17 protein-coding genes are annotated in these 20,403 nt (G+C 50.9%); 8 read left to right on the top strand and 9 right to left on the bottom strand.

The genetic code is table 11. From position 1 onward, the window contains the following. The first annotated feature begins 73 nt into the window (after nt 1-73). Both ACLJPQ_RS08070 and ACLJPQ_RS08065 read left to right on the top strand, forming a co-directional pair. Nucleotides 74-1,624 carry a glycosyltransferase family 39 protein gene (locus ACLJPQ_RS08070; RefSeq protein WP_080184723.1) on the top strand — a complete coding sequence of 517 codons (1,551 nt, stop codon included), beginning with the start codon at nt 74-76 and terminating at the stop codon, nt 1,622-1,624. Nucleotides 1,625-2,087: 463 nt separating this feature from the next. Then, nucleotides 2,088-2,750 carry a class I SAM-dependent methyltransferase gene (locus ACLJPQ_RS08065; protein ID WP_001520112.1) on the top strand — a complete coding sequence of 221 codons (663 nt, stop codon included), beginning with the start codon at nt 2,088-2,090 and terminating at the stop codon, nt 2,748-2,750. A gap of 270 nt (nt 2,751-3,020) precedes the next feature. Here the strand turns inward: ACLJPQ_RS08065 and cybB are convergent, their stop codons facing one another. From cybB to hrpA, 3 genes are all read right to left on the bottom strand, one after another. Next, complete coding sequence (gene cybB, locus ACLJPQ_RS08060) at nt 3,021-3,551, bottom strand: cytochrome b561 (protein WP_000527277.1); 531 nt, start codon at nt 3,549-3,551, stop codon at nt 3,021-3,023. A gap of 116 nt (nt 3,552-3,667) precedes the next feature. Further along, nucleotides 3,668-4,468, bottom strand: a complete 801-nt coding sequence (locus tag ACLJPQ_RS08055; RefSeq protein ID WP_001098505.1) for a YdcF family protein — start codon at nt 4,466-4,468, stop codon at nt 3,668-3,670. 63 nt (nt 4,469-4,531) lie between these two features. Then, nucleotides 4,532-8,434, bottom strand: a complete 3,903-nt coding sequence (gene hrpA / locus ACLJPQ_RS08050) for an ATP-dependent RNA helicase HrpA (protein WP_058821084.1) — start codon at nt 8,432-8,434, stop codon at nt 4,532-4,534. 200 nt (nt 8,435-8,634) lie between these two features. On the opposite strand from hrpA, the gene azoR reads away from it, so the two are divergent. Then, on the top strand, nt 8,635-9,240 hold the full coding sequence (gene azoR, locus ACLJPQ_RS08045) for an FMN-dependent NADH-azoreductase (protein ID WP_000048924.1): 606 nt from the start codon (nt 8,635-8,637) through the stop codon (nt 9,238-9,240). Here the strand turns inward: azoR and ACLJPQ_RS08040 are convergent. The 4 genes from ACLJPQ_RS08040 to ACLJPQ_RS08025 form a co-directional block, all read right to left on the bottom strand. Further along, entirely contained in the window at nt 9,237-9,686 is a 450-nt protein-coding gene (locus tag ACLJPQ_RS08040; protein ID WP_001518898.1) for a GFA family protein, read from the bottom strand. The genes azoR and ACLJPQ_RS08040 overlap by 4 nt on opposite strands. A 142-nt stretch (nt 9,687-9,828) precedes the next feature. After that, complete coding sequence (locus tag ACLJPQ_RS08035; protein ID WP_000760345.1) at nt 9,829-10,152, bottom strand: YdbL family protein; 324 nt, start codon at nt 10,150-10,152, stop codon at nt 9,829-9,831. A gap of 7 nt (nt 10,153-10,159) precedes the next feature. Beyond that, nucleotides 10,160-10,351: a YnbE family lipoprotein gene (locus tag ACLJPQ_RS08030; protein ID WP_000784063.1), complete on the bottom strand. Its 192-nt coding sequence runs from the start codon at nt 10,349-10,351 to the stop codon at nt 10,160-10,162. Beyond that, nucleotides 10,351-12,987, bottom strand: coding sequence for a YdbH family protein (locus tag ACLJPQ_RS08025; protein ID WP_080184724.1), 2,637 nt, complete (start codon nt 12,985-12,987; stop codon nt 10,351-10,353). The genes ACLJPQ_RS08030 and ACLJPQ_RS08025 overlap by 1 nt, the downstream gene beginning before the upstream one ends. A 239-nt stretch (nt 12,988-13,226) precedes the next feature. On the opposite strand from ACLJPQ_RS08025, the gene ldhA reads away from it, so the two are divergent. Further along, the gene (ldhA, locus tag ACLJPQ_RS08020) at nt 13,227-14,216 is read left to right on the top strand and encodes a D-lactate dehydrogenase (RefSeq protein ID WP_000762206.1); all 990 of its coding nucleotides are present in this window, start codon (nt 13,227-13,229) and stop codon (nt 14,214-14,216) included. A 110-nt stretch (nt 14,217-14,326) separates the two neighbouring features. Continuing rightward, entirely contained in the window at nt 14,327-14,737 is a 411-nt protein-coding gene (gene hslJ / locus ACLJPQ_RS08015; protein WP_000725242.1) for a heat shock protein HslJ, read from the top strand. Nucleotides 14,738-14,780: 43 nt separating this feature from the next. Here hslJ and ACLJPQ_RS08010 read toward each other — a convergent pair whose 3' ends face one another. Next, the gene (locus ACLJPQ_RS08010; protein ID WP_080184725.1) at nt 14,781-15,047 is read right to left on the bottom strand and encodes a DUF333 domain-containing protein; all 267 of its coding nucleotides are present in this window, start codon (nt 15,045-15,047) and stop codon (nt 14,781-14,783) included. On the opposite strand from ACLJPQ_RS08010, the gene ACLJPQ_RS08005 reads away from it, so the two are divergent. The 3 genes from ACLJPQ_RS08005 (at nt 14,951) to uspF (ending at nt 19,763) form a co-directional block, all read left to right on the top strand. Beyond that, the gene (locus tag ACLJPQ_RS08005) at nt 14,951-15,262 is read left to right on the top strand and encodes a reverse transcriptase (protein WP_080184746.1); all 312 of its coding nucleotides are present in this window, start codon (nt 14,951-14,953) and stop codon (nt 15,260-15,262) included. The two genes, ACLJPQ_RS08010 and ACLJPQ_RS08005, sit on opposite strands and share 97 nt — an antisense overlap. A gap of 60 nt (nt 15,263-15,322) precedes the next feature. Further along, nucleotides 15,323-18,847 (top strand): pyruvate:ferredoxin (flavodoxin) oxidoreductase, encoded by a 3,525-nt coding sequence (nifJ, locus tag ACLJPQ_RS08000; RefSeq protein WP_080184726.1) that lies wholly within the window; start codon nt 15,323-15,325, stop codon nt 18,845-18,847. Between the two features lie 481 nt (nt 18,848-19,328). Beyond that, nucleotides 19,329-19,763: a universal stress protein UspF gene (gene uspF / locus ACLJPQ_RS07995; RefSeq protein WP_080184727.1), complete on the top strand. Its 435-nt coding sequence runs from the start codon at nt 19,329-19,331 to the stop codon at nt 19,761-19,763. Nucleotides 19,764-19,815: 52 nt separating this feature from the next. On the opposite strand, the gene ACLJPQ_RS07990 is transcribed toward uspF, so the two are convergent. Next, nucleotides 19,816-20,154 carry an SMR family transporter gene (locus ACLJPQ_RS07990; RefSeq protein WP_000159245.1) on the bottom strand — a complete coding sequence of 113 codons (339 nt, stop codon included), beginning with the start codon at nt 20,152-20,154 and terminating at the stop codon, nt 19,816-19,818. Nucleotides 20,155-20,403: the final 249 nt, after the last annotated feature.

Raw genomic sequence — 20,403 nt, 5'->3', positions numbered from 1 at the left:
TGGTTAAGATTTTAACCTTCATTATTGCGTTAGGTGTCCATTCTGGTCTAAGTCTTACTCCATTGAGGATATTATGGCGCTACCACAACTATCCATATGGCAGCCCGGCGATGGGTTAAGAAAAATAAAGTATAAATATCATATTTGTCTCATTGTCATATTCTCCGTCCTTATACGGTTGCTGTTTTTAACTGACCGCTACCTTTGGTGTGACGAAGCGTCCAGCGTGCTGATTAGTCGACATAGCGTAGATAATCTGCTATTCCATGCCGCTTTTGACGTGCATCCCCCGCTTTATTATCTGTTACTGCATGACTGGATGATATTATGGGGTGATAGCATTGCAGCGGTACGCTCTCTCAGTCTACTCTTTGGGATACTGACAGTTGTGCTGGTTATCGCGCTTACGCGATGGCTGGCAAATGAACGTACAGCCTTATTGGCGGGATGGTTCGCCGCCCTGATGCCGATGGCAGTTCATTACAGTCAAGAAACGCGCATGTACGCGTTAATGGGAATGCTAACGCTCTCTGCCGCGTTAGCATTGATGATGTGGATAAAAACACCCACCCATAATCGCTACCTTGTCGCGTATGCTTTACTTATGACGTTCAGCTTTTACACCCATTATTTCACCCTATTTACACTTATTGCCCACTGGATCGCAGTAACAATATTATCCTGCCAAAGCCATAAAACGGCCTGCTACCTTAAACTTCCTGGCTGGTGGTTTGCTAACCTGGCGATTGCTGTCGCTTATCTCCCCTGGTTGCCCGTATTGTTTAATTTACTGACTCAACTGGCGCAGTTGAGAGCCGGTAATGATATCGGTTGGATTCCCCCCGTAACATGGCGTGACCTGCCTGCGATGTACTGGCATTTTTTTACCGGAAACAACGGACAGGGTTTTCCGTCGTTCATTCTGTGGCTGGCTGTGGGAGGTTTTATCGGTACTGTGGGGCGAATATCTTTATGCAACGGAGAATATGAAAGATATCAGCTGATATTATTTTGTAATCTGGTCATCCCTGTAATGCTGGTCTTTATCATTTCCTGGTGGATGCCGTTATTTATCGATCGTTATTTCTTCTTCTCATCGCTGAGCATTCCTCCCCTGCTCGCGGTATTACTTACCCGCGCAAAAAAAGCGGTTTGTGGCTTCTGGTTTATCTTATTCACCTTATTATTCGGCTATGGTTCATATCATAATAACCCTGAGCACATAGACGAGTTTAAACCACTGGTAAACTATATTAATACCCGTCACCAGCCTAATGATGCCGTGGTAGTCAGTAAAATGTTCGATTATTTAAGTTATATGTATTATAATAAGCGAGATTATCGTACGTTTCTTTATACACCGCCTAACGCACACGGAACATCAGGAAGACCGAATGCCTATGGCTTTGGTTCACTGTTTTATGCGCAAGCCGATCAGACATATATTGATACTCTGACAACGCTTTCAAAAAGTTACCATCGTGTCTGGTTGGTAAGCGGCGGTAACTTTAGTCAGGATTACCCCTTGCCGTCAGAATGGCAAAATATCGCAAAATTCAGAAGTGGTAGATTTCAGGTACAATTATTTGTAATACCAACTCAACAGGCGCGTCAAATGCAATGATTACCGTTTTCTATCCAGTGCAGTGATAAACAGTACTGCCACTGCCAGACCGCCTAAAAGTAAGGTCCAGCCAAACGCTTCAAAAACCTCAATCATATCGCCTCCAGGTAGGTGATATTAAATAAAGATGGCTATCTTAGCGTAACATTTAAAATATCAATTAATGTGCAATAATCGCTTTATGTGTATGAATAAATATTGTTTCTCATGCTTTTAATTGCATTGCTATTATCATAAGGCTTAATATATTTATATTAACGATTATTAATTATCAGCTTATAATAATATGACTGATCAATTCATTTATCAGCTATTATTATCCTCTATATTCTTTAAGATAGCCGCTTAATTCATAATATCGCCTTTATTCATCGCATTAAATTACTCACTCACCTGATTAATGCTTGCCTAACGATTGCTTCGTTGTTTTAATTCCAGCGCGAAATTATTTAGTGAGAGAACAATGAAGCATACACAACAATCAGGCGCAAAAGTCTATAACCCATTCACGCTTAGCTTATATGACTGGTGGGTACTCAATATCTCAAACAAATATGCATGGAAGTGTCCTACTGATACGCGACTACTTCCTTTCTTCCTGCATCACATGGGCGAGACTCACCTGGATATTGGCGTAGGTACAGGTTATTACCTGAAACATGCACCTGCGACTCATGCCATTTCGCTGATGGATTTAAATCCGGATAGCCTGAAAATAGCCGCCAGCCGAGTGGGTAATACGAAAATCCGCGCCACACTACAACACGATGTTTTCGACACGTTCCCGGCGGACTGGCACGGGCGCTTCGATTCCGTTTCGATGTACTATCTTCTGCACTGCTTACCTGGTGAGATGACAACAAAAGCGAAGGCAATTAAAAATGCCGGTATGGCGCTTAAACCCGGCGGCACACTTTTTGGCGCCACGATTCTGGGCAAAGAGGTTCCTCACAATGCTTTTGGTAAGAAATTAATGGCTGTTTATAACAAGAAAGGAATATTCAGTAATACCAATGATTCAGCCGATACGTTACGCAGCGTGTTGGACGAACATTTCGCTAAGGTGACTTTGGAGCAACATGGCGCCGTTGCGCTATTTTCCGCCACTACGCCACGCTCATCGTAAGTACAGGCACTTCCGAGCGGTCGGCAGCGCGATCATGTGGGTTTAACCCGTTGATTAAACATTGGATTACGGAATAGCAATTGCTTATTTTATTTGTCATACAAATAAGTATAATACCCGCTTCCGATGTAGACCCGTCCTCCTTCGCCTGCGTCACGGGTCCTGGTTAGACGCAGGCGTTTTCTGTATGGAATACGCCATCCCCTCTGATAGATGCCTTGTTTGCCTAAAGCAGTTAACCCCACCTGCGACAAACGTCATGCAGGACGGTCAGTCACGCTTACGCGGCATCATCCGTAACAACGTATTGTCTTTCCAGAAATAGTGATGCATCAAAGCAGCGATGGCATGAAGTCCAATAACAAAATAGCCCAGATTCGCCAGCGTGACGTGCCAGGATTTCAGCATATCTACGCGTTCAAAGTTAGCTTCGGCGGCATGCGGCATAGTAATGCCAAATGCGACCCAGGGATTGCCGCGGTTATACATCATGACCAGACCAATAACAGGCAGCGCGATAAATAACAGGTAAATCACCAGATGTCCCAAATGCGCCATTCCGGTCATCATCGGTTTTGGACGAGGAACAATGGGCGGCGTGGGATATTTCAGCCGAATAATCAAGCGCGCCACCATTAAAAGCAAAATAGTGATACCACATGAAACATGCGTCATATTAAACCAGGGCCGATAACTACGCGGCGCAAAACCGCGTAGCTCCATCGCGGCGTAAGCCACAATAACCAGAAAAAAGACTAACCAGTGAATACCAATTTGCAGGCCGGAATACTTATTGCCCATAGCGCGTCCTGAATGAAAACCGTAAAGCGACAACATAACCAGCTTTTATAAATAATTCATCAAATTTATGAAATGGTGGTCGCACTTGCCCGTTCACCCTCGCAAACGGGCGATTTTTAGCGTAAAGCTCTCTGTTCTAACGCACTGCGCAGCGTAGTATCTGCCTGCAATACCTGCCATGCCTTTTCAATATCGCGTGGGATATCAACGTGAATGATAAAATCTTTACCACGCGGTCCATACCCTGTTTCATCGTCACGCAAACGTGGCAGCTCGCCGGCAATCAGAGACAGATAACGCTCCACCGTCCAGATGCCCTCTTCAACGTTGGCAAAACGTGTACCGCCGTTAAGGTGGCGCAGTACCGGAACAAAACCAGGAAAACTCAGCCAGCGCGGCGCATCGGTGTCGTCGTTTGTCACGCGCCGAAACGCCGCGATAGTGCGCCGCTGCATGGTGGGGTCTTGCACAACGATAGCCGTGTTAATGTTTTCTTTCGCCTGACGGATCAGTGCGCAGGAGAAACGGGCATTTTCGCCGCAATTAGTTGACCGATCTTCCAGCCAAATTTTCTCAGCCGGAATATGCCAGAACTGATTCGCGATATCCGCGAGGATAGCGGCTTCAGCGCGTCCGGTTGTGCGAATAGTATGGTAGCGCGGATGCCGGGCAATCACGGCGTACAAAAACGGCGTCGAATGACCTATACCGCCGCTAATCAGTAAAGGAACGCCTTGCGCTTTGGCGATGCGACAGGCCGCGTCGATAGTGGGGATCACCGCATTGCCCGCCAGGACGACGCAATCCGACGAATAAGGTTGTTCGCCGGAAAAATCATTTTGCGCCAGCCACTGTCCGACGGTATTCACCGCCAGCAATGTTTCCGCAGAGAGCGCCGGAAATGGCGTTGTATTCATAATTCCTCCTTTTTGTTCCGAACTTGTACCGGATCTCTTTGAAAGACATCGTCGCCTGGCTTTTTAGGCCGTAATCTGATCCATGGCCTGTAAAATACGCTTATCGGAAATAGGATAAGGCGTACCGAGCTGTTGCGCGAAATAACTGACACGCAGTTCTTCAATCATCCAACGGATCTCTTTAACATCATCATCTTCGCGACGCGCTGGAGGCAATTTATTTATCCATTGTTGCCACGCCTGCTGGACGCTTTCGACTTTCAGCATTTGCGCCCGATCGCGGTGCGGATCGACAGCCAGTTTCTCCAGCCGCTTTTCAATTGCCTGCAGATAACGCAGCGTATCGCCGAGACGTTTAAAGCCGTTGCCAGTCACAAAACCACGGTATACCAGACCGCTCATCTGCGCCTTGATATCGGAAAGCCCCAACGCCATGCTCATATCCACCCGCCCTTTCAGACGCTTATTGATATTGAATACGGTCGTCAGGATGCGCTCAACCTGCTTCGCGATATCCACCACAGTATCATTCAGCTCGGCGCGTACCTTTTCGTGCAGCGCGGTGAAACCTGCTTCGCTCCACACCGGTCCGCCGTTGGCATCTATCAGCTTATCTACCCCGCAGGCGATACAGTCATCAATCAACTCCAGTACTTTGCCGTACGGGTTAAAGTACAGCCCCAGCTTGGCTTTATTCGGCAATTTCTCATGCAGATACTTAATCGGTGAAGGAATATTGAGCAACAGCAGACGGCGTAAACCGCACCACATCGCCTGTTGTTGTTCCAGCGGATTATCAAACAATTTGATAGCGACGCTGTCACGTTCATCCACTAACGCCGGCCACGCCTTCACTTTATAATTACCGCGTTTCTGTTCGTAGCTTTCCGGCAGCTCGCCGAAACTCCAGATATGCAGCCCGCTCTGCTCGATGCCGTCATCCGCCACCGCCGAGAGCGTCTCCTGCACTTTGCCTTTCAGCGCATTTTTAAGCTCGGCGAGCGAACGCCCTTCCTGCAGTTTCTTGTTTTTGTCATTCACCACGCGAAACGTGATTTTCAGATGCTCGGGCACCTGATCCCAATGCCAGTCTTCCCGGTCGACCGTGACGCCGGTCATCCGGCGCAGTTCACGCTCCAGAGCGTCCAGCAGCGGCAGCTCCAGCGGCGTTACGCGACCTAAAAACGCTTCAGCATAGTTTGGAGCCGGAACAAAGTTGCGACGTACCGGTTTTGGCAACGATTTAATCAGCGCAATAACTAATTCACGGCGCAGCCCTGGGATCTGCCATTCAAAACCGCTCTCGTCAACCTGGTTAAGTAGCGGCAACGGAATATGGACGGTCACGCCGTCAGCATCCGCGCCCGGTTCAAACTGATAGCTCAAACGCAGCTTGAGATTGCCCTGGTGCCAGAAGTTCGGGTAATCCAGTTTGCTGATTTTTTCCGCGCCTTCTTTAATCAGCATACTTTTTTCAAAGTTGAGCAGATCCGGCGTCTCGCGGCTGATTTTTTTCCACCAACTATCAAAGTGGCGGGCGGAAATAACGTCATGGCTAATACGCTGGTCATAAAACTCAAACAGGGTATCGTCATCCACCAGGATATCGCGGCGGCGAGATTTGTGCTCAAGTTCCTCGACTTCCGCACGCAATTTTAGATTCTCACGGAAGAAGGCATGACGGGTTTGCCAGTCCCCCTCCACCAGCGCATGGCGGATGAACAACTCGCGACACAACGCCGGGTCAATCTGGCTGTAATTCACCTTGCGCGCGGCGACAATCGGCAGACCGTAGACAGTAACCTTTTCCGTCGCCATCACCGCGCCTTGCGCCCGCTCCCAGTGCGGTTCGCTATATGAACGTTTAATCAGGTGCTGGGCTACCGGTTCCACCCATTCTGGCTCAATGCGGGCAGCGATACGCCCCCACAAACGGCTGGTCTCCACCAGTTCTGCGACCATTGTCCATTTCGGCGGTTTTTTGAATAAACCGGAACCGGGGAAAATAGAGAATCGGGCGTTACGCGCGCCGGTGTACTCTTGTTTATCGGCATCTTTCATCCCGATATGCGACAACAGCCCCGTTAACAACGCAACGTGAATTTCCCGGTACTCTGCGGGTTCGCTGTTTACCGGAATCCCCAGTTCTTTTACCACCTGACGCAGTTGGGTATAGATATCCTGCCACTCACGCACGCGTAAATAGTTCAGATAGTCGGTGCGACACAGACGGCGGAATTGATTCGACGACAGGGCCTTTTGTTGCTCGCCGAGGTAATTCCACAGGTTAACAAACGCCAGAAAATCGGACTCCTTATCATGGAAGCGCCGGTGTTTCTCATCGGAAGCCTGCTGCTTATCCACTGGGCGCTCGCGCGGATCCTGAATAGAGAGTGCGGAAGTAATGATCATCGCTTCGCGCACACAGCCATGTTTTTGCGCTTCCAGAACCATACGCGCCAGGCGCGGGTCGACCGGCAGCTGAGATAATTGTCGGCCCAGCGGCGTCAGCTTATATGCCGTTTGCTGTTCGTCGGCGGTAATCGCCCCCAGCTCTTCCAACAAACGCACGCCATCCTGAATATTGCGCTTATCCGGCGCTTCGACAAACGGGAAGGCGGCGATGTCACCCAGCCCCAGGGCGGTCATCTGCAAAATAACCGACGCCAGGTTGGTACGTAGAATTTCCGGGTCGGTAAATTCCGGACGTGACAAAAAGTCATCTTCCGAATACAGACGAATGCAGATCCCTTCCGATACGCGTCCGCAACGCCCTTTACGCTGGTTGGCGGAAGCCTGTGAGATCGGTTCAATCGGCAGGCGCTGCACTTTAGTGCGGTAGCTGTAGCGGCTGATGCGCGCAGTGCCAGGATCGATCACATACTTGATACCCGGCACCGTCAGCGAGGTTTCCGCCACGTTAGTTGCCAGCACGATACGGCGTCCGCTGTGCGACTGGAAAACGCGGTTCTGTTCGCTGTTCGACAAGCGTGCATACAGCGGCAACACTTCGGTATGCCGTAAGTTCAGCTTGTTCAGGGCGTCGGCGGTATCGCGGATTTCCCGCTCTCCGCTCATAAAAATCAGAATATCGCCGGGACTTTCACGCCCCAGTTCATCGACAGCGTCGAAAATTGCCTGTAGCTGATCGCGTTCAGTGTCGTCAGCCTCTTCCACAATGGGGCGATAACGAACTTCTACGGGATACGTTCGGCCAGAGACTTCGATAATCGGCGCGTTATTAAAGTGGCGCGAGAAGCGTTCCGGGTCGATGGTCGCAGAGGTAATAATCACTTTCAGATCGGGGCGACGCGGCAGAAGCTCTTTCAGATAGCCGAGCAAGAAGTCAATATTCAGGCTGCGTTCATGCGCTTCATCAATAATGATGGTGTCATACTGCATCAATAGCCTGTCCTGCTGGATTTCCGCCAGCAGGATACCGTCAGTCATCAGTTTGACCATGGTGTTGCTACTGACATGATCGCTGAAACGAACTTTATAGCCGATGCAGCCGCCTGGCTCCGTTTGCAACTCTTCGGCAATGCGGTTAGCGACGGTGCGCGCCGCCAGGCGACGCGGCTGAGTATGACCAATAAGTCCTTTAATTCCGCGTCCCAGTTCCATACAAATTTTCGGCAACTGGGTGGTTTTACCGGAACCGGTTTCCCCTGCCACGATCACCACCTGATGATCGCGGACCGCTTCCAGAATGTCCTGTTTCTTCTGGCTAACAGGCAGATTTTGCGGATAAGTGATTGAGGGGCGCGCCGCTTCGCGGAGGGCGACCTGCGCCGCAGCCTGTTCAATTTCTTTCGCCATCGTCTGGAAAATGGCCTGTTGCGCATCAGGATTTTTTACTTTCTTTACGCCATGCAGGCGGCGCGCAAAGCGCTGTTTGTCGCGCAGCATCAGTGCATCCAGCCGCTGCTGTAACACCTGAAGCGTCAACATAGATTGTTCAGTCATAAAGCTCTTGGGCAGCATTCTGCCTGTTTAAAATCGTTTTAAATGATAGGTATAGAGTACCACATTGGGGCTTTTTTTGTGTTGTTCAATAATTTCGAACAAAGGGTTCGATATATTGCGCTATCCCTGCGACATATTTGTGAATAAAGTGTCAACAAGCAACGGGGCACGCCCCTTCAAACACATAAAAGGAAACACCCATGAGCAAGGTATTAGTTCTTAAATCCAGTATTCTGGCAGGGTACTCTCAGTCTGGTCAGTTGACTGACTATTTTATTGAACAATGGCGCGAAAAACACGTCGCAGATGAAATTACTGTCCGCGATCTGGCGGCCAACCCTGTTCCGGTGCTGGATGGCGAGCTGGTGGGCGCGATGCGTCCGGGCGATGCGCCTTTAACGCCACGCCAGCAGGACGCTCTGGCGCTGTCTGATGAACTCATTGCTGAACTGAAAGCCCACGACGTCATCGTTATTGCGGCGCCGATGTACAATTTCAATATTCCGACGCAGCTGAAAAACTACTTTGATCTGATTGCCCGCGCCGGTATCACTTTCCGCTATACCGAAAAAGGCCCGGAAGGTCTGGTAACCGGTAAACGCGCGGTGGTTCTCTCCAGTCGCGGCGGTATCCATAAAGACACCCCGACGGATTTGATTGCGCCTTACCTGAAAGTGTTCCTTGGTTTTATCGGTATTACCGACGTGAATTTTGTCTTTGCCGAAGGCATCGCCTACGGGCCGGAAGTGGCAGCTAAAGCCCAGGCCGATGCAAAAGCCGCGATTGACAGCGTAGTGGCCGCTTAAATATTTTTGCCTCCCGTTTCGACGGGAGGTGATTTCTTCGGTTCGTAGCGCAAATATCCTACCACGCCGCTACTGCCGCCATCGCTGGGATGCGTTACCCCATCATTGACTTCAACGCAGGCGAAATCAAAAGGCGACACATTTTCGATGCACGCCACATTGACCCCATATTGATCGGGATTGGATCGACGCTGATGAAAAGTATATATCCCGCATACCGAACAGAAAAAATGCACCGCCTTGCCCGTATTGAAGCGATATTCGGTAAGCTTATCCTGCCCTTTTAGCACTTTAATACCCGATAGTGGCGCAGACACTGCCACCGCTCCGCGCATCCGACAAAACGAACAGTTGCAGCGCCTGGCGGTATGAAAGCCATCGCTAAGTTGAACGGTAAACACGACGCTGCCACAATGGCAGGCAGCAGATAACTTTTCAGACGTCATACCTGGTTACTCTCGCGAATAGTGATACCAGCCAACAGTATAGAAATAGCCTTCCGGTTCGCCTAATGTAAATACGACCTTCGTATTCAGAAATTACCCATATAAAAATGCATGTTGCGGTAAAAAAATTGTCGGGAAGCGGTTATTTACGCATCCATTTGCCATTAATTCCCTGGACATATTCTCCCGGCCTGGCGCGCTCAACCAGTTTTTGCCCTGCCATCTTCGCCACCTCGTCCACGGGAAGATGATTGCTATCCGCTAACTGCTGATAACTGGCGCGGCGGGCATGATTAATATCAAGCACCAGTTTCTGGGTTTCGGCATCATTCTTTAAGGCCACCAGATAGCCATTCAGCGTTTCCCCGACCCGGCCCTGCGTGCGCGCTTCGTCCAGGGTTAAGGCCCACACAGAAGGTGTGAGCAAGCTCAGCGTCAGCACCCATAGTATTAAATACTTTTTCATTATGGCCTCAGAATAGATCGCTGCGTGATTTCAGGAGTTCTTCAACGTCTTTATCGACTTTGATATGTATTTCATGCTCGATCTTTACATTCATGTTGATGGTAATCGGCTGTTCCGGCGCGGCGACTTCAATACGTGGCGTGCAGCCCACCACGATAAATGACGCAAGCGCTGACAGCATGGCAATACTCATTTTCATTATTTATCCTCACAGTCCTTGTCTTTCCGGCAAGGAGGTTGCGGCAACGCTGTATTTTGTTCAAGCCATGCCTGTAAATTGTCGCCAAAACGCAAACTGCGCCACAGCGTAAACACATTTTCTTCATGGGTATAGTTCAAGTTAACGATCGCGGTTTTACCATCTACCCGGCTTTTGCCGGTAATAGCCGCCTGCATCGTTAGTACGCCCAGGTTATCAACGTTAATTTTCGTCCACGAATGCGTAATCTCCATATAACGTAGCCAGTTGATCGCCGAGCCTGCCGTGACATTATCCTTCACCACCGCATCCGCAGTATCTTTATCGATGCGCAACGTCATTGGCCCAGGATTCGTAAGCCAGCCATCTTTGATTATCCATTTTTCATTGTTCAGCCACAGCGGCAGCGCGCCGCTGACCGGACCAGACATGGCGAATTGCTTTGGATTTATGGCGCTAATCAATTCGCTGGATGAAATATTTTGCACCCGCAAAAGCGCCGGGTCGTGCTGCGGCATTCGCAACTGTTTCATAATGATTTGACCGCCCAGCACGTCTACGCTGACATCGCTTAGCAGTAATGGATTCGACTCGCTCCAGGGATAACCGCCCTGTAAATCAGCGGTGATATTTTTCGCCGTGACCTGGTTAACTATCCCGGCAATACGCAGCGAGACAGGCCCGCGCGTCCCCAATTGCCACGCGCCGTTGTGGAAGCGAAATGGCAGAATGAAATCGACGCCGTTGATTTTGTTATCCGGCATCCAGGCGCTACCGCCTTTTAACACGCCGTGTCCACCTGCTTCAAACCCCTGCCCCTGTGCGGCGGAAAAAGCCACCTGCGCATACAGTGAGCCTTCGCGCAGCGTCATTTTCCAGTCCGGTGGAAGCAACGGCTGAAAAACGATAAGCGACTGCTTCGGCCACCAGGCCTGTCCGCGAAGGCGTTCGCCATCCCAGCGCCCATTCAGCCGTACCGGCCCTATCGCCCCCGCCCGAAGGTCGCCTTTAAACTGGAACAGGGTTGGCTCGCGCCCTTCAACGCTAAAATTAATGGTAGAAGGCGGCAGCACGCTCCCGCTGGTAAATACGGTTTTTCCCGCCTCCAGAGACAGCGCGCCCTGTAGCGACGGCGTTGTGGCGTCGCGAACCCAGACAATAGGTTTATTCAGCGCCAGTCTTGGCGATGTGACGGTCATTGCGCCATAGTGCAACTGATCAAAACCGGTGGACAAACTGGTCAACCTGATGGTGTTATCATGCCATTCGCCCTGTCCGGCAATATCCCAGTGGGCGCGCATTGGCGTAAAGCTTCCTTGCCCCCAATAGCGCCACCGCCAGCGACCAGCATCAGGGAGAAAATCATTCGCCAGGCCATCAAGATGAAGAACGAAATCGCCCATCTCATTTTCGTGCGCCCGTAAAATAGCCTGTAATCGGCCATCAACGCCGCGCGGCGTCACCTTAACGCCCGCCAGCGGCCAACGAATTTCATCAATATCTAACGCATCAATCACCCGTCCGCGCGAGCGTAGCAATGCGCCAGGTGCAAAGGTGAGCTGCGGATCGGCCAGACTGCCGCGGAACATAGCGGGCAATACGGCATAAAAGATTAAATCCTTCTGTTTAGCCTCGCCGGTAAGCTGTAGAGGCATCTCACTGCTATCCATGCTGAGTTTTCCCGGGCCGATAGTCAGTACAGCGTTCGCTTTACCGGCATCGCCCTGGGTCAGAATATTCAGGCGTCCGCTGACTCGCGCATTATCCGGCCCGGCTTGCCAGTTATCGATATTAAAAGCCAGACGTCCGCTCAAGGGGAATCCCTGATATGGCCAGTTCCAGCGGCCATCGCTGATGGTAAGCCGCTGACGCGTTACCGCCCAGGGGAGATCGAGAATCGGGTCAGGATTACCTCGCGCCATCACGATGAGCTGTCCGGCGTTATCACGCCACTCCAGTTCCGCATCCATCAGCGACGGTTCCTGCGGCAGACGCAAGGTCGCTGCCGCATGACCGCTGACCGGCAGGCCATCCGGTACCAGCGGCAACACAAATTCCCCCGCCAGGCTAACGGGAGGCTGGTTGGCCAGCGCGGCGATCTCCAGTTGGCTCACCGTCAATGCCTGACCGCGTAGCTGCCCTTGAAATTTTACTTTTTCGCCCTGATAACGTATCTGCTGAATGACCGGCGTCATGGAGATCGCCAGCTTGCCCTGCCATTCCGGCCAGGGCGCGAGAATGACATTATCGATGTTAATCCAGGTATTGGGCAGCATTGACTGCCACTGCGCCAGCGTACGCGGCGCGGCGGGAGAAGCTTCTGTTGCGGGCAGTTTCGCCAGGCATGCGGCATCCAGTTTGAGGCTTTTAATATTCAGCAACCAACGGCTGGGATGCGTCAGTTCCGCCTGGGTAATATGCGCTAACGAACAATCATTGACCAGATAGCGAAGATCGGGAATCACTAACCCATGACGTGTCAGGCGTGGACTTTGTTCCAGAGCGATACGGGTACCGACGGGTAGCCAAATTCCCGCCAGAGTGGGAACCCACAGCCCGAGGGTCATCAGTAGCGTCAGAGGGACAAGAATCAGCAGTAACAGTAGCGCAAGGGCGGCTTTATATTTACCCTTCATGGGCCATTAATTTCCTGATTTAACGAAAAATTCAGTCGGCTATCTCTTTATTTTGGCATGATTGCCCGTACATAGCCTAATAGTTCATGTTGCAGGGGCGCCCTCCGGCTATTTGAGGCGTTGTGGAGAATGATAACCTAAAATTATTCATTATATGTATGACTATCAATTATTTTTGATTTTTTGTAAGATAATTTTAAGCATATTTGTGTGATTCTAACATCACTGGAGAAGGTCATATGAAACTCGCCGTCTATAGTACCAAACAGTATGACAAGAAATATCTACAGCAAGTGAACGAAGCGTTCGGTTTCGAACTGGAGTTTTTTGATTTTCTGCTGACCGAGAAAACGGCGAAAACCGCCAATGGATGTGAAGCAGTTTGTATCTTCGTGAATGACGACGGGAGCCGACCGGTACTGGAAGAGCTGAAAAAACACGGCGTGAAATACATCGCGCTGCGTTGCGCCGGATTTAATAATGTCGACCTGGATGCCGCTAAAGAGCTCGGTTTGCAGGTGGTGCGCGTACCGGCTTATTCTCCGGAAGCCGTCGCTGAACATGCGATTGGCATGATGATGACATTGAACCGCCGTATTCACCGCGCTTATCAACGCACCCGCGACGCTAACTTTTCCCTTGAGGGACTGACCGGCTTTACCATGCACGGAAAAACCGCTGGCGTCATTGGTACCGGTAAAATCGGCGTCGCCGCGCTGCGTATCCTGAAAGGCTTCGGAATGCGTTTACTGGCGTTTGATCCCTATCCCAGCACCGCCGCGCTTGACCTCGGCGTCGAGTATGTGGATCTGCAAACGTTGTTTGCCGAATCGGATGTCATTTCCCTGCACTGCCCGCTCACGCCGGAAAACTACCATTTACTGAACCATGCGGCATTCGACCAAATGAAAAATGGCGTTATGGTCATTAATACCAGTCGTGGCGCGCTGATTGATTCCCAGGCGGCTATCGAAGCTCTGAAGAATCAGAAAATCGGCTCGCTGGGGATGGATGTGTATGAAAACGAACGCGACCTGTTCTTTGAAGATAAGTCAAACGATGTTATTCAGGATGATGTTTTCCGCCGTCTGTCGGCCTGCCATAACGTACTGTTTACGGGGCACCAGGCATTCCTGACCGCAGAAGCGCTGATCAGCATCTCTGAAACCACGTTACAAAACTTAAGCCAGCTTGAGAAGGGCGAAGCCTGCCCGAACGCGCTGTTCTAATCCTGTCGCTCCCCTGCGTTCAGGGGAGCATTTTCGGATAACCCCTGAAGATCTATCCGGTCATATCATTACTATAGTCAGTGTTAACTATCAGATTACAGAGAATATCAATGAAGAAAATCGTCACGCTGGTCGCCCTGAGCATCATAATGACGGGGTGTGTGAGCAGTGGAAAAGTGTCCGTCAAACGCGAGCAACTGGAGCACCACCGCTTTGTTCTGGAAAGCGTAAACGGTAAAACGGTCACCGGCCCGGAGCTCAGCTTTGGCGAGGACATGACGGTATCCGGCAAAATGTGCAATCAATTCACCGGCGAAGGAAAACTGTCGGACGGCGAATTAAAAGTGAAAAATTTAGCGATGACCCGAATGATGTGCGCCGATCCGCAGCTTAATGCGCTGGACGGCACCCTCAGCGAACTCTTCAGCAAAGGCGCGCAGGTCGATTTAACCGCGAACCAATTAACGCTGGCGACGGCAGAAACAACGCTAATGTATAAACTGGCGGATTTAGCGCACTAAGCCATTAAGTGAAAAGTTATACGCGTCAGGCGAAACGCCGCGCTTAATAACTCCCGCAGCTTCCGGCGGCAAGCGACTGTTCGCTACAACGTTTGCCGTTGGGTAGCGCGCACATACCAATTACTGAACCATCAAGCTGCCGGGCCGCTGAAAGCGAACCGCCAATCATAGCGCAATTCGCTTCGCCGGCGCTGGACATCGCCGCTTTCATCCCTGGCGAAAAATGCGCCGCGGTTGCCTGCTGAACAGGTTCGCTACTGCAAGCCGACAATAATAACGCGGCACATCCCACCCAAAACGCTGCGCGCATTTCTCTCCCCTCTGTTTATTCATCCAAACGACACCGCCCTAAATAATAGGCAGCAGAAACTGACGCGTCGAGAGGCAAAGCGCGCATTTATGCGCTTCATTAACATTTATTGGCAATTTTTTACGTCTTTTCGGCAAGAAATCGCCATTCTCCTCCCGCCAGGGACACAAAAGCGAAAATGGGGCTTGAAGGGCTTTGCTAAAATAAAGGGATAACTACAGGATGCGCTCACGATTATGCGTGTCCCTCTTTTTTGCGCAATGTAAGGGTGTCATATGCAAACGATTGACGGTAATGGCGCAGTAGCGTCGGTGGCGTTCCGTACCAGCGAGGTTATCGCCATTTACCCGATTACGCCCAGTTCAACAATGGCTGAACAAGCGGATGCCTGGGCCGGTAATGGGCTTAAAAATGTCTGGGGCGATACGCCGCGTGTGGTAGAGATGCAGTCGGAAGGCGGCGCGATCGCCGCCGTTCACGGTGCGTTACAAACCGGTTCGCTTTCTACGTCATTTACATCATCGCAGGGGCTGCTGCTGATGATTCCAACGCTGTATAAACTGGCGGGGCAGCTCACGCCGTTTGTACTGCACGTTGCCGCGCGCACTGTCGCCACACACGCGCTTTCTATTTTTGGCGACCATTCCGATGTGATGGCGGTCCGCCAGACAGGCTGCGCGATGTTATGCGCCGCCAGCGTTCAGGAAGCGCAGGATTTTGCGCTGATCGCACACAGGGCTACGCTGAAAAGCCGCGTTCCGTTTATTCATTTTTTTGATGGCTTCCGTACATCGCATGAAATCAACAAAATTATACCGCTAACGGATGAAACCATTCTGAACCTGATGCCGCAGGCGGAGATCGACGCTCACCGCGCCCGCGCGCTGAATCCGGAACATCCGGTGATTCGTGGAACTTCAGCGAATCCGGACACCTACTTCCAGTCTCGCGAAGCGACCAACCCGTGGTACAACGCCGTTTATGATCATGTTGAAGAGGCGATGAAGGCATTTGGCGACGCTACGGGCCGTCAGTACCAGCCATTTGAATATTATGGCCATCCCCAGGCTGAACGCGTCATCATTATGATGGGCTCCGCCCTCGGCACCTGCGAAGAGGTCGTGGACGAGCTACTGATACGCGGAGAAAAGGTCGGCGTTCTGAAAGTCCGTCTGTTCCGCCCCTTCTCCGCCAAACATTTGTTACAGGCATTACCGGAAACCGTTCGCGCTATCGCCGTGCTGGATCGCACCAAAGAGCCTGGCGCGCAGGCCGAGCCGCTTTATCTGGACGTGATGACCGCACTGGCGGAAGCCTTTAATAATGGCGAGCGCGAAACGTTGCCGCGCACCATTGGCGGCCGTTATGGACTATCATCCAAAGAGTTCGGCCCGGCGTGTGTACTGGCGGTCTTTAATGAACTCAGCCGTGCGAAACCCAAGCCACGGTTTACGGTGGGCATTTATGATGACGTTACTCACCTCTCGCTGCCATTACCGGAAAATACCCTGCCCGGCAGCGCTAAACTTGAAGCGTTATTTTACGGTCTGGGAAGCGACGGCAGCGTATCCGCCACGAAAAATAATATTAAAATTATCGGTAATTCTACGCCGTGGTATGCGCAAGGTTATTTCGTTTATGACTCTAAAAAAGCTGGCGGGCTCACGGTATCGCACCTGCGCGTCAGCGAAAAACCCATTCGTTCCGCTTACTTAATTGCTCAGGCGGATTTTGTCGGCTGCCATCAATTACAGTTTATCGATAAATATCAGATGGCGGAGCGTCTAAAGCCCGGCGGTATCTTTCTGCTTAATACGCCGTACAGCGCCGACGAGGTCTGGTCGCGTCTGCCGCAAGAAGTTCAGGCGGTGTTGAATCAGAAAAAGGCGCGTTTTTACGTGGTTAACGCGGCGAAAATCGCCCGCGAATGTGGACTTGGCGCCCGCATCAATACCGTCATGCAAATGGCTTTCTTCCACCTGACGCATATTCTTCCGGGCGATAGCGCCCTGGTTGAGCTGCAGGGCGCGATTGCCAAAAGCTATAGCAGCAAAGGTCAGGATCTGGTTGAGCGTAACTGGCAGGCATTGGCTCTGGCGCAGGAATCGCTGGCGGAAGTGCCGTTGCAGGCGGTTAATCCGCACAGCGCGCATCGCCCGCCGGTCGTCTCCGACGCCGCGCCGGATTTCGTGAAAACCGTTACCGCCGCCATGTTGGCGGGCCTCGGCGACGCACTGCCTGTTTCCGCCCTGCCGCCGGACGGAACATGGCCGATGGGCACCACCCGCTGGGAAAAGCGCAATATCGCCGAAGAGATTCCTGTCTGGAAAGAGGAACTGTGTACACAATGTAATCACTGCGTCGCCGCCTGCCCTCACTCGGCAATTCGTGCGAAAGTCGTTTCCCCGCAGGCAATGGAGAACGCGCCAGCCAGTCTGCATTCGCTGGACGTGAAGTCCCGCGATATGCGCGGCCAGAAATATGTGCTGCAGGTCGCTCCGGAAGACTGTACTGGCTGTAATTTATGCGTAGAGGTCTGCCCGGCTAAAGATCGGCAAAATCCGCAGATCAAGGCGATTAACATGATGTCGCGCCTTGAGCATGTGGAAGAAGAGAAAGTGAATTATGACTTCTTCCTCGACTTACCGGAAATCGATCGCAGCAAACTGGAACGAATTGATATCCGCACATCGCAGCTCATTACGCCGCTGTTTGAATATTCCGGCGCCTGTTCCGGCTGCGGTGAAACGCCGTATATTAAACTGCTGACTCAGTTATATGGCGACAGAATGTTAATCGCTAACGCCACGGGGTGTTCCTCTATTTACGGCGGTAATTTACCCTCAACGCCTTATACCACCGATGCCAACGGACGCGGCCCGGCATGGGCGAATTCGTTATTTGAAGATAACGCGGAATTTGGCCTCGGTTTCCGTCTGAGCGTGGATCAGCACCGGGCGCGCGTCATGCGTTTACTGGCGCAATTCGCCGATCGCATTCCGGCGGAGTTAAACGATGCGCTGCATGCCGAAGCAACGCCTGACGTTCGGCGTGAGCAGGTCGCCGCATTACGCCAACATCTGAAATCGGTTGCGGGCGCAGAGGAACTGTTAAAGGATGCTGATGCGCTGGTAGAAAAATCAATCTGGCTGATTGGCGGCGATGGTTGGGCATACGACATCGGCTTTGGCGGTTTAGACCATGTGTTAAGCCTGACGGAGAATGTCAATATTCTGGTTCTGGATACGCAGTGTTACTCCAATACTGGCGGCCAGGCGTCGAAGGCGACGCCGCTTGGCGCCGTCACTAAGTTTGGCGAACATGGCAAGCGTAAAGCCCGTAAAGATCTTGGCGTCAGCATGATGATGTATGGTCATGTTTATGTCGCGCAAATTTCGCTGGGCGCGCAGTTAAACCAGACGGTGAAAGCCATCCAGGAGGCCGAAGCCTGGCCAGGGCCGTCGCTGATCATTGCCTATAGCCCCTGTGAGGAACATGGTTACGATCTGGCGCTAAGCCATGACCAGATGCGCCAGTTAACGGCGACCGGTTTCTGGCCGTTATACCGCTTTGATCCCCGCCGTGCGGATGAAGGCAAGCCGCCGCTGGCGCTGGACTCTCGGCCACCGTCTGATGCCCTGGCGGAAACGTTGCTTAATGAACAGCGTTTCCGTCGCCTGAATGCGCAACAGCCTGAAGTAGCTGAACAATTATGGCGAGATGCCGCATTGGATTTGCAAAAACGCTATGACTTTCTTGCCTTGCTGGCAGGAAAAGCGGAAAAACCCGGCGCAGATTAAAAAATATTCTAAGGATTAACCTGGAAACAAAAAAAGCCCGAACATCCGTTCGGGCTTGTCAATTTATACGCTGGAAAGCAAAGGTTAACGCAATGGCCCAGCGACAAAATGAATATGTGACAATAAAGGCATATAACAGGCGTAGAATATCGTAACCGAATGATATTGTATAATTTTTATTTCGTATAATACCCCCAAAAGCATTCGTATAAATTATATCTATTTCACTGCGAATTATTTCATTAATTATTGAATTAAACGGTAACATCTCTTTTTAGGTCTTTCCTGACAAGGCAGAAATAACGTTTTAACGTCAACTCGCTGATTATTTACGGGGAATGCGCTTAATATTACGCCGTCCTCCCCTGTTGGTAGTCCCCGCAGAGTATCGTGGAGCAGCACCTAAAATGTGACGTATGTCATTGTACATAAAGTGCCTTTAGGGAGTAGAATTTCAGTGGATACTTAAACAGGAGGTTTTATGAACAGAACGATTCTTGTACCCATCGATATTTCAGATTCAGAATTAACTCAACGCGTGATTTCACATGTTGAAGCCGAAGCAAAGATTGACGACGCTAAAGTGCACTTTTTGACTGTAATCCCGTCTTTGCCCTATTACGCTTCACTGGGACTGGCTTATTCAGCAGAGCTCCCCGCAATGGACGATTTGAAAGCCGAAGCCAAATCTCAACTGGAAGCGATTATCAAGAAATTCAACCTTCCCGTGGACCGCGTGCAGGCGCACGTTGCAGAAGGCTCTCCTAAAGATAAGATTCTGGAAATGGCAAAAAAATTACCGGCCGATATGGTGATTATCGCCTCGCATCGTCCGGATATTACTACCTATCTGTTGGGTTCCAACGCCGCAGCCGTTGTGCGTCATGCGGAATGCTCCGTACTGGTGGTACGCTAAATACCCGAGCCCGCATAAGAGAGTGCGGGCTCAAATCAACCATCATCATCGCCTAGTGACTGACGCTTTTTGAAAACAGATTGATTACGATTACGCCGCAGATGATAAGCAACATGCCAATAATAGCTGGCACATCCAGTTTTTGGCCAAGAAACAACCATCCTATCAATCCAATAAGAACAATCCCTACCCCAGACCAAATGGCATAAATGACACCCGCAGGGATGGTTCGCATTGGGATGGTAAGGCACCAGAACGCGATACAATATCCGATGATGGTAACGAGGCTCGGTACCAGACGCGTAAAACTATCCGATAATTTTAATGAGATCGTGGCGATAACTTCTACCACGATGGCGATAAATAGAAAGATTACAGCTTCTTTAGTCATACATCTCTTCGTTCCGATATTTTTCGGGTCGTGGTGACATCTTAATTAATACGGATGACAGAATAAAGACGCTTTTGACCCGTTGCGTATCTCGCCATAACATACTTCAGGTTGCATGTGCTGCGGCTGCGTTCCCTTACCCCAGTCACTTACTTGAGTAAGCTCCTGGGGATCCGCTCGCTTGCCGCCTTCCTGCAAGTCGAATTAATTAAAGTATAAAAGCAATCTTTCATACACGAGAGATCAAAA

Origin of the sequence: Salmonella sp. SAL04213, assembly GCF_046550535.1 — a bacterium.
Classification (GTDB): domain Bacteria; phylum Pseudomonadota; class Gammaproteobacteria; order Enterobacterales; family Enterobacteriaceae; genus Salmonella; species Salmonella enterica.
The sequence above is the reverse complement of the archived record's forward strand: the minus strand, read 5'-3'. Positions and strand labels throughout refer to the sequence as shown.

Bases quoted from the DNA above. Each gene is read 5' to 3' on its own strand.
- ACLJPQ_RS08070 (WP_080184723.1), top strand. From the start codon at position 74: ATGGCGCTACCACAACTATCCATATGGCAGCCCGGCGATGGGTTAAGA.
- hrpA (WP_058821084.1), bottom strand. From the start codon at position 8,434: ATGACTGAACAATCTATGTTGACGCTTCAGGTGTTACAGCAGCGGCTG.
- nifJ (WP_080184726.1), top strand. From the start codon at position 15,323: ATGCAAACGATTGACGGTAATGGCGCAGTAGCGTCGGTGGCGTTCCGT.
- ACLJPQ_RS08025 (WP_080184724.1), bottom strand. From the start codon at position 12,987: ATGAAGGGTAAATATAAAGCCGCCCTTGCGCTACTGTTACTGCTGATT.
- ACLJPQ_RS08055 (WP_001098505.1), bottom strand. From the start codon at position 4,468: ATGAATACAACGCCATTTCCGGCGCTCTCTGCGGAAACATTGCTGGCG.
- cybB (WP_000527277.1), bottom strand. From the start codon at position 3,551: ATGGGCAATAAGTATTCCGGCCTGCAAATTGGTATTCACTGGTTAGTC.
- ACLJPQ_RS08030 (WP_000784063.1), bottom strand. From the start codon at position 10,351: ATGAAAATGAGTATTGCCATGCTGTCAGCGCTTGCGTCATTTATCGTG.
- ACLJPQ_RS08065 (WP_001520112.1), top strand. From the start codon at position 2,088: ATGAAGCATACACAACAATCAGGCGCAAAAGTCTATAACCCATTCACG.
- ACLJPQ_RS07990 (WP_000159245.1), bottom strand. From the start codon at position 20,154: ATGACTAAAGAAGCTGTAATCTTTCTATTTATCGCCATCGTGGTAGAA.
- ACLJPQ_RS08035 (WP_000760345.1), bottom strand. From the start codon at position 10,152: ATGAAAAAGTATTTAATACTATGGGTGCTGACGCTGAGCTTGCTCACA.
- ldhA (WP_000762206.1), top strand. From the start codon at position 13,227: ATGAAACTCGCCGTCTATAGTACCAAACAGTATGACAAGAAATATCTA.
- azoR (WP_000048924.1), top strand. From the start codon at position 8,635: ATGAGCAAGGTATTAGTTCTTAAATCCAGTATTCTGGCAGGGTACTCT.
- ACLJPQ_RS08040 (WP_001518898.1), bottom strand. From the start codon at position 9,686: ATGACGTCTGAAAAGTTATCTGCTGCCTGCCATTGTGGCAGCGTCGTG.
- ACLJPQ_RS08010 (WP_080184725.1), bottom strand. From the start codon at position 15,047: ATGCGCGCAGCGTTTTGGGTGGGATGTGCCGCGTTATTATTGTCGGCT.
- hslJ (WP_000725242.1), top strand. From the start codon at position 14,327: ATGAAGAAAATCGTCACGCTGGTCGCCCTGAGCATCATAATGACGGGG.
- uspF (WP_080184727.1), top strand. From the start codon at position 19,329: ATGAACAGAACGATTCTTGTACCCATCGATATTTCAGATTCAGAATTA.